12 protein-coding genes are annotated in these 10,309 nt (G+C 59.3%); 6 read left to right on the forward strand and 6 right to left on the reverse strand.

The window, feature by feature from the left end:
- Positions 1-118: 118 nt before the first annotated feature.
- Complete coding sequence (mddA, locus tag GIV26_RS01930) at positions 119-886, forward strand: methanethiol S-methyltransferase (RefSeq protein WP_236279384.1); 768 nt, start codon at positions 119-121, stop codon at positions 884-886.
- Between the two features lie 191 nt (positions 887-1,077).
- On the opposite strand, the gene glsB is transcribed toward mddA, so the two are convergent.
- From glsB to GIV26_RS01945, 3 genes are all read right to left on the reverse strand, one after another.
- Positions 1,078-1,986, reverse strand: a complete 909-nt coding sequence (gene glsB, locus GIV26_RS01935) for a glutaminase B (protein WP_236279432.1) — start codon at positions 1,984-1,986, stop codon at positions 1,078-1,080.
- 55 nt (positions 1,987-2,041) lie between these two features.
- On the reverse strand, positions 2,042-2,386 hold the full coding sequence (locus GIV26_RS01940; protein ID WP_034125713.1) for a hypothetical protein: 345 nt from the start codon (positions 2,384-2,386) through the stop codon (positions 2,042-2,044).
- A gap of 73 nt (positions 2,387-2,459) precedes the next feature.
- Positions 2,460-2,870, reverse strand: coding sequence for a hypothetical protein (locus tag GIV26_RS01945; protein WP_034125714.1), 411 nt, complete (start codon positions 2,868-2,870; stop codon positions 2,460-2,462).
- Positions 2,871-2,979: 109 nt separating this feature from the next.
- On the opposite strand from GIV26_RS01945, the gene GIV26_RS01950 reads away from it, so the two are divergent.
- The gene (locus GIV26_RS01950; protein ID WP_236279385.1) at positions 2,980-3,825 is read left to right on the forward strand and encodes an AraC family transcriptional regulator; all 846 of its coding nucleotides are present in this window, start codon (positions 2,980-2,982) and stop codon (positions 3,823-3,825) included.
- A 124-nt stretch (positions 3,826-3,949) separates the two neighbouring features.
- Here GIV26_RS01950 and GIV26_RS01955 read toward each other — a convergent pair whose 3' ends face one another.
- Together GIV26_RS01955 and GIV26_RS01960 are read right to left on the reverse strand one after the other, a co-directional pair.
- Positions 3,950-4,744 (reverse strand): class II aldolase/adducin family protein, encoded by a 795-nt coding sequence (locus GIV26_RS01955; RefSeq protein ID WP_236279386.1) that lies wholly within the window; start codon positions 4,742-4,744, stop codon positions 3,950-3,952.
- A 177-nt stretch (positions 4,745-4,921) separates the two neighbouring features.
- The gene (locus tag GIV26_RS01960; protein ID WP_054897760.1) at positions 4,922-5,131 is read right to left on the reverse strand and encodes a hypothetical protein; all 210 of its coding nucleotides are present in this window, start codon (positions 5,129-5,131) and stop codon (positions 4,922-4,924) included.
- A 196-nt stretch (positions 5,132-5,327) separates the two neighbouring features.
- Between GIV26_RS01960 and GIV26_RS01965 the strand changes: the two genes are divergently transcribed.
- A complete protein-coding gene (locus GIV26_RS01965) occupies positions 5,328-5,831 on the forward strand; it encodes a DUF4142 domain-containing protein (RefSeq protein ID WP_054918543.1) in 504 nt (167 codons plus the stop codon).
- A gap of 30 nt (positions 5,832-5,861) precedes the next feature.
- Positions 5,862-6,422, forward strand: a complete 561-nt coding sequence (locus GIV26_RS01970; RefSeq protein ID WP_003191729.1) for a type 1 glutamine amidotransferase domain-containing protein — start codon at positions 5,862-5,864, stop codon at positions 6,420-6,422.
- Between the two features lie 60 nt (positions 6,423-6,482).
- On the opposite strand, the gene GIV26_RS01975 is transcribed toward GIV26_RS01970, so the two are convergent.
- Positions 6,483-6,689: a hypothetical protein gene (locus tag GIV26_RS01975; protein ID WP_003191730.1), complete on the reverse strand. Its 207-nt coding sequence runs from the start codon at positions 6,687-6,689 to the stop codon at positions 6,483-6,485.
- Positions 6,690-6,989: 300 nt separating this feature from the next.
- On the opposite strand from GIV26_RS01975, the gene GIV26_RS01980 reads away from it, so the two are divergent.
- Both GIV26_RS01980 and GIV26_RS01985 read left to right on the forward strand, forming a co-directional pair.
- A complete protein-coding gene (locus GIV26_RS01980) occupies positions 6,990-7,466 on the forward strand; it encodes a hemerythrin domain-containing protein (RefSeq protein WP_003191732.1) in 477 nt (158 codons plus the stop codon).
- Positions 7,467-7,649: 183 nt separating this feature from the next.
- On the forward strand, positions 7,650-10,286 hold the full coding sequence (locus tag GIV26_RS01985) for a Tc toxin subunit A (RefSeq protein WP_236279387.1): 2,637 nt from the start codon (positions 7,650-7,652) through the stop codon (positions 10,284-10,286).
- The last annotated feature ends 23 nt before the right edge of the window (positions 10,287-10,309 follow it).

A 10,309-nucleotide genomic window follows, 5' to 3' on the forward strand; every position in this document is an offset into this window, starting at 1 on the left:
GCCAATCGCTCTTGCAACTGTCAATTCCAACAGGTTACTGCCTACTTGAATGCCGTTAGTCTGAGCGAGCCAGCCATCGACTGGCTCACCCATTCACCATGTGCGAAAGGAATCGTCCATGAAACGGCAGACCTCTTCAAACACCCTCACGGCACGCTTGGCTGGCCTGGCCTATAGCACCTGCTGCTACCTGGTTTTCTTATTCACCTTGCTTTACATGATGGGCTTCGTGGGGGCTGTGGTCGTACCCAAACACATCGACTCCAGCGCGCGCATCGACTGGGCGCAGGCACTCCTGATCAACGCGTCACTGATCATGGTGTTCGGCATCCCGCACAGCGCCATGGCACGTAAACGCTTCAAGCGCTGGCTGGCAATCTTCGCCCCGGCAGCGGTAGAGCGCTCCACCTATGTGTTGCTCTCCAGCCTGATGCTCGCGCTGCTGTTCTGGCAGTGGCGGCCCATTACACAGACCGTTTGGGAGGTTGACGCCGCCTGGGCCAAGGCACTGCTGACCGGCCTGTTCTGGCTGGGCTGGGGCATCGTGGTGCTGGCAACCTGCTTGATCAGTCACTTCGAGTTGTTCGGGCTGAAACAGGCCATTGATCGCTGGCGCAACGCCCCACAATCGGGCCCGACATTCAGGACGCCGATGCTCTACAAAGTCGTGCGTCATCCGCTGTACCTGGGCTTCCTGATCGCCTTTTGGGCAACGCCGCATATGACCGTGGGGCATCTGCTGTTTGCGCTGGGGATGTCGGTGTATCTGTTCATTGGCGCCCGTTTCGAAGAGCGGGATTTAGTGGCGCTGTTTGGTGAGCGGTATCGGTGCTATCAGAGTGAGGTGGGCATGATCGTGCCGCGTCTCAACAGGCCCCGCGACTGACCTACTGTAGGAGCGAGCTTGCTCGCGAAGATCGTCAACGATGACGCGGGCAACCTGGATGACCGCAGAGCCTGGGCGTTTTTCGCGAGCAAGCTCGCTCCTACAGTGATCGATGGCGCTGTGTCAGCCAGCACATCCAGCACTGAAAAACCGCTATCGCAGGCAAGCCAGCTCCCACAGGGGGACCGAGTTCAAAACACCGACCACCCAATCCGCTCACTCAACAATTCCAACGCCTTCATCCCCGCCAGCGAGTTCCCCGCTGCGTTCAACTCCGGCGACCACACGCACACCGTGACCTGCGCCGGCACCACCGCGACGATCCCCCCGCCGACCCCGCTCTTGCCCGGCAGGCCCACGCGGTAGGCAAAATTGCCCGCCTCGTCATAAAGCCCGCTGGTGGCCATGATCGAGTTCACTTGCTTGGTCTGGCGCGCCGTCAGCACCTGCTCGCCACTGTGGGCACTCACGCCTTCATTGGCCAGGAAGCTGAACGCTCGGGCCAGGTCCAGGCAGCTCATCTGCAACGCGCAATAGTTGAAGTAGCTGTGCAGCACCGCGTCCACATCGTTATGAAAGTTGCCGAACGACTTCATCAGGTAGGCCATGGCCGCATTGCGCGCACCATGCTGGGCTTCAGATTCGGCCACGACGCTGTTGACCAGGATCTGCGGGTTGCCCGACAGGCGCCGTACAAAGTCGCGCATCGACAGAATCGGCACGGCGAAGCGTGACTGGTTGATGTCGCAGATCACCAGCGCGCCAGCGTTGATAAAGGGGTTGCGCGGGCGGCCACGCTCGAATTCCAGCTGCACCATGGAGTTGAACGGCTGCCCCGAGGGCTCGTGGCCCAAGCGCTCCCAGATGGATTCGCCGCCATGGTCGATGGCCTGCACCAGGCTGAAGACCTTGGAAATGCTTTGCACCGAAAACAGCGTGTCTGCATCTCCAGCGCAGTAGGCCGTGCCGTCGTTGCCGTATACCGCGATGCCGAGTTGGTTGGCGGGCACGTCGGCCAGCGCGGGAATGTAATCGGCGACTTTGCCGAGGCCGATCAAGGGGCTCACTTCGGCGAGGATCGACTCCAGCAGCGCCTGCATAGCTTGTCCTGTCATCTTTGTTCGAATCAGTGGTAAACGAGGCGCGGAGGATACGTCAATGGGCGCGCAACACCCACACAATCTCTACCACCCGCTCGGCAATCACCACGTAGATCAGGATCAACAACAGTTGCAACGCCAAGTGATAACGCAACTTGGCCAGGCGGCGGATGCCGTCGCTGACGTTCAACAGCATCAGCACCGTGGACAGCACAATCAAGCCCCAGCCCGCGACGCTGGAGGCGAAGATACCGATCAGCAACTCGTGCGGTCCCACCAGCGCGTTGGTCCCCGCCGCAAACAACAACGCGCAGACCAACAGGTTTTTAACATTGTCGAAAATCTGCGTGCTCAGGTCGTTTTCCAGCAACGCCAGGTACCGCGTCCATAAAGTGCGCATGCTTGAGTACCGAGTGGGAAGGCTCGTCAATCAAGGTAGTTCAATTGTGGACGCTGTCGAGCTTTGGCCAGGCTCAGAAATACGCCACATCCGACACTTCTGCATCCAACACATCCTGGGCCAACGCCCAGGCGCGATCCTTGGACTCCACCACCAGCAGCGGGTAACCCCAGGCCTTGCCGAACGTCACGGCAAAGGGCTTGAGGGCCAGGCGCTTGGCAGCGCTGGGCTCCACCTGGATCATGCCTTTGACGTAAGCGCGCAAGGCAGCCTTGTTTTTCTTCATCCAGATAGAAGCGCGCTTGCGCTCTTCGTGGGCGTGTTCGTGATTGTTCTCATCCACGGCCTTTTCGTGCAGCAGCAAGAAGGGCTGCTCACGCGCCAGCAGACGTTCGAATGTCAGGAAGGCGTCTTCCGGCGCTCCCTCGCTAGGCGCGTCGAAAAAGATTTTCACCACCGGGAAAGTTGAACTGTCGAGTCGCATGGCAAAGCTCCTTTGATGAGATTGGTTCTCATCATAGGGCGCATGACGCTGGACAGCATTGCATAGAATAGCCAGAATATTTCGCAATCCAGCCAAGGCAGTTATCAGCATGGTTCATCACCGCCTCGACCAATACGACCCCTGCCGGGTCCGGGACGCCGCCGCGATCCCTCGCTCGATTGTTGCAGTGGGCGCCTCGAGTACGTCCGAACGCTGGGAACATACCCCTCACCACCATCAACACGGGCAATTGATCTACACCTTGCGCGGCGTGGTGCATTGTGTGATCGAGGCGGGTATCTGGATCGTGCCGCCGCAATGCGCATTGTGGATTCCCGGCGGTGTGACCCACGCGGCCCGTGGCGCTGGCGAAGCAGATGTATATTGCCTGTTGACCAGCCCGGACGCCGCCAGCGCCCTGCCCCGGCAATGTTGCACGCTGTCGGTGTCGCCATTGCTGCACGAATTGATCGGCAAGGCGGTCAGCTTCCCGCAGCTCTACGACGAAGACGGCGCCCCGGGCCGGCTGGTGGCGACGTTACTCGACGAGTTGGCCTTGGCCCCCCTCGAGGCCCTGCATTTGCCCATGCCCCAGGACCCTCGCTTGCATCGGCTGGCCACCAGCTTATTGGCCAACCCCGGCGACAAATCGACCCTGGGCGAATGGGCCGTGCGCATCGGCATGAGCGAACGCAGCATGACCCGCCTGCTGCTGGAAGAGATCGGCCTGAGCTTCGGTCGCTGGCGCCGGCAGTTGCATGTAATCCTTTCACTGCAGCGCCTGGCCAACGGCGAGAGTGTGCAGAGCGTGGCGCTGGACCTGGGTTATGAAAATGCCAGCGGGTTTATCACCATGTTCCGCAAGGCCATGGGCCAACCGCCGGCGCGTTACCTGGCAGACCGAGCCAGTACCGTCGGGCCGCACAGCAACGTGTCAACTATCGCCTTGACGTGAGGTTTTGATGATCGTTCCCACGCTCTGCGTGGGAATGCCTCGTGTGCCGCTCCGCGTCGCGCTTAGGGACGCAGAGCGTCCTGGGCTGTGTTCCCACGCAGAGCGTGGGAACAATCCATTCGACTCAGTTCTTGTAGTCGGTATCGGTACGCTCAAGCTGGCGCACCAGCGCATTCCAATGCCGCGCCACGCCCGGGCCTTCGCCATTGCTGAACACCTTGGCCTGCTGCTCGACTTTGGCCACCACCTCTGCGGGTGGGAAGATCAACTCGGCATTCCCCGCTGCCTGTGCCGCAATCTGGATGTTGCAGGCCCGCTCCAGGCTTTGTAGTTGCTGGAAGGCATGCTCGACGCTGACGCCGCCAGTCAACAAGCCGTGGTTGCGCAGGATCATCACACTCTTGTCGCCCAAATCCGCCACCAGCCGTTCACGCTCGTCCAGGTCCAGCGCCACCCCTTCGTAACCGTGGTAAGCCACACGCCCCGAGAATGCGATAGCGTGCTGGGAGATCGGCAACAACCCCTGCTTCTGCGCCGACACCGCAATACCGTCGCGGGTGTGGGTGTGCAGCACCGCTTGCAAATCATGGCGTGCGCCGTGGATGGCGCTGTGGATCACATAGCCGGCGTAGTTGATCCCCAGGCCCGTAGGGTCATCGACAAGGGTGCCGTCCAGATCGACCTTGACCAGGTTGGAGGCGCTGATTTCGTCGAACAACAGCCCGAAAGCATTGATCAGGAAATGCGCCTCGGGCCCTGGCACCCGCGCCGAGAAATGCGTGTAGATATGATCGGTCCACTTGTACAACGCCGCCAGTCGGTAGGCCGCGGCCAACTTGACCCGCACCTCCCACTCTTGCGGTGTGACCCGCTGGCGCACATTGCTCAAGACACTGGAAATCGGCGTGACGCTACTCATGGCAAATCTTCCTGGATGACCTAAGGGACTTCCAGGCAAGACTAGGGGATGGTCATAAATAATAAAAAGCACATTTTAATCTAAGCTAATTATTATATTTTTTTATAAAAAATAGCAGTGGCAGCTTTCAGGCCGCCACAGGATCTCGTTCCTTTTCCACCGATCAACTCAGCAGGTTCAACGCCCGTTGTTGAGTTTCTCGTTGATTGCATCCGTTTGCCGTTCAATGTCCTTGATCGAGGTCGGCGTCACGACTTTGTCGATGGTTTCAGTCTTGGGGTTCGCAGGTTCAAGCGTCTGCCCTTTTGTGGTCTCGGCATTACCTTTTTGCGCGTCTTCAGAGCTGACGGGGTCGGGGGTTTTATCGGCGGTTTTACGATCAGTCACAGTGCAATCCTCCTGGCAGTGGCAGGCCCCTGAGATGGCGGCCCTATGCAGCAGAACCCTGCGAATCCGGATTGGTTCAAGTCAATTGCCTCGCCTCACCGCTGGGCAAAAAAGCGCAAAAAATTTTAAACCTTTTACCCGCCTCTCGATTCAACAGTCAGGTAACGGCATCCCGCCATTTCCAAGGAGAGACACCATGAAAACTCGACTGATGAAACCGATGGGCCTTACCTTCATGCTGATTGCAGGCTCGATTTCCACCGCGATGGCGGCGACCTCCAACGACTTTGTCGACAACGCCGCCGAGGGCGGTATCACCGAGGTGGAAGCGGGCAAACTGGCCCTGGAAAAAAGCAGCTCGGCGGACGTAAAGACCTTCGCCCAGCATATGGTCACAGACCACACCAAGGCCAATCAGGAACTGATGGCCCTGGCGAAAAAACTCGATATCGAAGTACCCGATGACGCTGCGCTCACCGACCAGGCGAAGAAAGCCATCCTGCAAATGCGCGATGAATCCTTCGACAAGGCCTATGCCAACAACCAGGTAGCGGCCCATGAAAAAACCGTCGAACTGTTCAAGAAAGAAGCGGCCTCCTCGGACAATCCCGAGCTGAAAGCCTTCGCCACCAAGACCCTGCCCACCCTTGAAGCCCACCTGAAAATGGCCAAGGAACTGCAAACCAAATACGCCCATTAATCCATCCATGACCCAAGGAGACACTCGACCATGAGCTCGCAACTCAACGGCAAGCACATCCTCGTCATCACCTCCAACACCGGCATCGAGCGCGACGAGTTGCTCAAGCCTCTGGAGACGCTGCGTGGCTACGGCGCGACCGTAACGCACGCCTCCAGCAAAGGGGGCACAACCCAGACATTTGTCGGCGACACGGAAAAAGACCAGACCGTGGAATCCGACGTGCAACTGTCGGATGTTGTCAGCGCCGACTTCGATGCGCTGGTCATCCCGGGCGGTACAGTGAATGCCGATACACTGCGCCAGGATGCCGCCGCGCTGCGCTTGATCAATGAGTTCGTGCAGGCCGGCAAGACCATCGCGGCGATCTGCCACGGGCCATGGACCCTGATCGACGCTGGCGTGGTCAAGGGCAAAACCCTGACCGCCTATAAAAGCGTGCGCATCGACCTTGAAAACGCCGGCGCTGCCGGCGTGGTGGATGCCGAGGTTAAAGAGTGCCAGGCCAATGGCTGGACCTTGATCACCTCGCGTACGCCGGACGATCTACCGGCGTTCAATGAGGCGATTGCCAAGGCCGTCGGCGGCTGATCGGTTGACCGCAATGAAAACAGGCGCCCCATGGGCGCCTGTTTTTTATCACTCACCGCTTCAGCTTTTACGCTGCTGCGCCATTTCACGCTTGGGTCCGAACATCGCCCACGCAATCAACCCCAGCAGCGGCACGAACACCAGCACCACGACCCACAACCCCTTGGTCTCCCATCCGCCAGTGCTGCGCAAAACGATATTGATCGCCCAGAGTTCCAAGAGCAGCAGAACCACCGCCAATACGATCCAGATATATTCAATTTGCATGATTCACCTCCTGAAGTCTAAGCGTTAGGTCAAGCAGATGCCCCAAGGGTTCCATTAGAATTTTCCTGGCCACACTTTCTGGCCGCCCGTTGCGCTGGAGCGTCAGCAACCGGTTGTGCGTTGTGCAATCTCAACGCGGCCCGACCATGCAAGCTGCACGACCTCCAAGCATACAAAAAAATACAACCAACTGATTTATAAGATAATTTTTAACCATAAAAGTTGGTACGCCTGATGCAACCTTCCTCACCACGAGGCGTGCACTTCGACACGCCCGCATACCCCCCCGTGAGGTTACCTATGAATGCCATCGACCTGCTAAAAGCCGACCATGAACGCGTCAAGACCCTGCTGACCCAGTTAAGCGAATCCACTGAACGCGGGGTAAAAAAGCGTACCGAGTTGTTGGCCAAACTCGAAATGGAGATCACCCTGCATACCCAACTCGAAGAAGAGATCCTCTACCCCGCGTTCAGGAAAGCTGGTGGCAAGGAACAGGACATCATGTACCACGAAGCCAAGGAAGAGCACCGTACCGTCGACTCGCTGGTACTGCCGGACTTGAAGAAAACCGACCCCTCGTCCACCGAGTTTTCCGGTCGCGTCAAAGTGGTCAAGGAGTTGCTTGAGCACCATATCGAAGAAGAAGAAACCGAGATGTTCCCTCAGGCCAAGAAACTGCTGGGTAAAGCGCTGCTCGAAGAGCTGGGAGCCGAGATGGAAGCGATGAAGGCCGCGCACAAAAAAGCCATGGCGAAAAAACCGCTGGCGGCGTAACGGCTACCTCCTCGCAGCAAGGTTCGCGCGACAGTGACCCACAGGCCCTGTCGCGCTATCGATTTGCACCGATGATTTCTCCTCGCTCACTCAGCGATCCGGCCGACCGAGCCGGCCTGGCGCCCCATGCTAGCGTGCCATTGCCCTTGGCAGTGGCCGGGGGCTTTCAGGAGATTCATCACAATGGACACGCACTCCCCCACCTATACCCACCTGTTCAAAGAGGACTGGCACCTGCTGTGTTCGGCCTCTTCCATGGCGGCAATCGACTCCCCGATCGCCTACCTGAAGGCGTTATACCTGTTTGCCCAAGCGCTGGAAAAAAGCGGTAAAGGCAAACAGCCCAAGATCACCCTCGACCGGCGACGCCCCGAACTCAAGACACTGCCCCTGGACGAACGCGGCCTCAGCGCTGTGATTCCTCAACTCTCGATGATCAACGAAACCCTGTCCCGCCAGATCGACGCTCATCTCAAACAAACCCGCCGTGAATACCGCGGCCGCTCCCTTGATGAGGTGCTCGGCAGGCAACGCTTCCCCTTCGTGCTGCCGTTCGAACGCGCGCATCGCCAGTGCTGGCTCGGTTTGTCCGGCGGCAAGCCACAATTGGGCGAACTCAGTTACCGCATCAGCCTCAAGCTGCCCACCAGCCAGCGCGCGCAAAACACTTACGGCGTGGTCCGGCACGAGGCCTATGAAGCGCAACGTTTGCTGTCCGGGCTGAGCCCTGCCCAGCAGGTGTTATTGATCGAGCCTTTGTTAATAAGAACGGGAGACGTACAGGCAGAAGATTTTTTTACCCAGCACTATGGTACCCAGGAGCAGCCCCTTGAGGAGTTGTCCCACTGGTTGCAGAAAACCGGACTCACCGCCGATCAGACCGAAGCGCTACTGGCCTGCGGCAAGTATGTGCCGGTGCTGTCGAGCAATGTTCTGGCAAGCGCCCTGCCAACGCCGCCGGCCAAGCTGCGCCTGCACAACGGTGCCGCGTACGTGAACGGGCCGATCACCGAGGCCGGCGCGACCCAGTCGCCCCTGTCGATCAATGCGCAGGACAAGGATGGTGCGCGCCTGCTCAATACCTCATGGGAACGTTATCAGCGCCTGCACCGAATGATCCGCCTGCAACGCTGGACGCAATTGCCCTTCGACGCACTCGACGCCCTGTCGACGAGCGTGGTGCGGCGTGAACACGAGGGCGACCCGGCGCAGCCCGCCAACGACAATACCCTGCGCGCACTGGGCGTCTATCGCTATCTGGAGCGCCGCTACAGCCTGTCATTGCAAGCCTTTGCCGCCGTGCTGGATGAGATACCGGTGTGGGCACCCGGCACTCGTCTGTCGCTGTACGACCAGCTGTTCAATCCCGGCCCGTTGCCAGGCCAGGCATTGACCCTGGACAGGCCGACCCTGGCCTTGAGGGAGGAAATCCCGACAACCCTGCGCCACCAGCTCTGCACCGGCCTGCACCTGAGCGACACCCCGGCCTCGTTGCACTGGCTGATCAAGCAGGCCCGCCTGCATCTACCCGCTTCTTGCCCAACGCTTACGTTTTATAGCGCGCTGTATCGCCAAACCCGTATCGCGCGATTGTTCGGGCTGTCAGTGCTCGACAGCTACCATGTGGCGGCGCTGCTGGGCGGTAAGGATTACACCGCACAACTGGTCAACCCGAGCCTGCGTCGCTCCGGCGTCAATGCCCCTGCCGACCTGCTCGATGTGCTGATGCAAATGGACTGGCTGGTCCGCTGGCTCAACGACACGGGTCAAACGGTTGATCAGCTTCGCCGCCAATTGCTATTGGATGCCCAATCCCCACCGCCCCACGTGCAGACGTACATCACCCAACTCGATGAGGTGGTCGAATTGACCCGGCATGGCCTGTTGGCGCAAGAAGACCTCGCTGACCTGTCATTGCCCCAGCCCGAGCCTGACACCAAAGCGGCGCCCATTGCCTGGCATGCCCTCATCGTACAAGGGCTGCTGCACAGCCAACCGCTGCTCAAGCCCGCGCCGCCCAAAGAACTGCCCAATGGGCTGGTGCAGCTTATCGAAGCCCAGACCCTGAGCCTCGACCCAGAACGCAACACGGCTCTGCACAGCGATGCCAAACAGGCAGTGACCAAGAAGCTGGGCGCGTTCTACCAACAAATGCAGCCGCTGAAAGCAAAAATCGACACGCTGCTCAACGCTCCCTCACACCTTGCCGGTGACCCCGCCGCGTACCTGCAATGGCGCAAACTCGTGGTTCGACAAATTGCCCGAACCGCCACTGCCGAATCCACCACGGAGCTGCACAAAAATGTATTGCTGAGCCTGCCGGATGCCGAAGTGTCCTTGGGGCTGGCAGTGAGTCGTGAGGCCTTGCAGACCTTCGTGCTCCATCCGCACTGGCTGAGCCCGGACCACACCGCGGCCTCGCTGCTCAAGCTGACGCTGAGCACGCTGTACCTGCTGCAACGCTTTGCCCATTGCCTCAGCACCTACGGGCTGGCCCAGGACAGCGTGCTCGCCTATTTACAATGCGCCAATTCATCCTCCGTCGAAGGCTCCGCCATAACTGACAATGGGGCTTGCACCTCGCAACTGGCCGCATTGCTCAAGTGGGATGTCGATGAAATCAACCTGCTCGTTGAATCTCTGCCTGCCAAACAGGTGAGGACCCTGGCCGACCTGGACTGGCTCCTGCGTTGCCATGAAGCCGTCAGGCTCACCGGCCTTTCCGCCAGCGCCTTGCTCAAGGCTGCCGACCTGCATGCCACCTTGATGAATGAAGACTGGCAACACGTTGGCTCGGCATTGATCGCCACAACCCCCTAACCCCGTTGTATTTCGCCTGGTTC

This window comes from Pseudomonas sp. PA-1-3F, assembly GCF_021609665.1.
Classification (GTDB): Bacteria; Pseudomonadota; Gammaproteobacteria; order Pseudomonadales; family Pseudomonadaceae; genus Aquipseudomonas; species Aquipseudomonas paracarnis.

Bases quoted from the DNA above. Each gene is read 5' to 3' on its own strand.
- mddA (WP_236279384.1), top strand. From the start codon at position 119: ATGAAACGGCAGACCTCTTCAAACACCCTCACGGCACGCTTGGCTGGC.
- glsB (WP_236279432.1), bottom strand. From the start codon at position 1,986: ATGCAGGCGCTGCTGGAGTCGATCCTCGCCGAAGTGAGCCCCTTGATC.
- GIV26_RS01940 (WP_034125713.1), bottom strand. From the start codon at position 2,386: ATGCGCACTTTATGGACGCGGTACCTGGCGTTGCTGGAAAACGACCTG.
- GIV26_RS01945 (WP_034125714.1), bottom strand. From the start codon at position 2,870: ATGCGACTCGACAGTTCAACTTTCCCGGTGGTGAAAATCTTTTTCGAC.
- GIV26_RS01950 (WP_236279385.1), top strand. From the start codon at position 2,980: ATGGTTCATCACCGCCTCGACCAATACGACCCCTGCCGGGTCCGGGAC.
- GIV26_RS01955 (WP_236279386.1), bottom strand. From the start codon at position 4,744: ATGAGTAGCGTCACGCCGATTTCCAGTGTCTTGAGCAATGTGCGCCAG.
- GIV26_RS01965 (WP_054918543.1), top strand. From the start codon at position 5,328: ATGAAAACTCGACTGATGAAACCGATGGGCCTTACCTTCATGCTGATT.
- GIV26_RS01970 (WP_003191729.1), top strand. From the start codon at position 5,862: ATGAGCTCGCAACTCAACGGCAAGCACATCCTCGTCATCACCTCCAAC.
- GIV26_RS01975 (WP_003191730.1), bottom strand. From the start codon at position 6,689: ATGCAAATTGAATATATCTGGATCGTATTGGCGGTGGTTCTGCTGCTC.
- GIV26_RS01980 (WP_003191732.1), top strand. From the start codon at position 6,990: ATGAATGCCATCGACCTGCTAAAAGCCGACCATGAACGCGTCAAGACC.
- GIV26_RS01985 (WP_236279387.1), top strand. From the start codon at position 7,650: ATGGACACGCACTCCCCCACCTATACCCACCTGTTCAAAGAGGACTGG.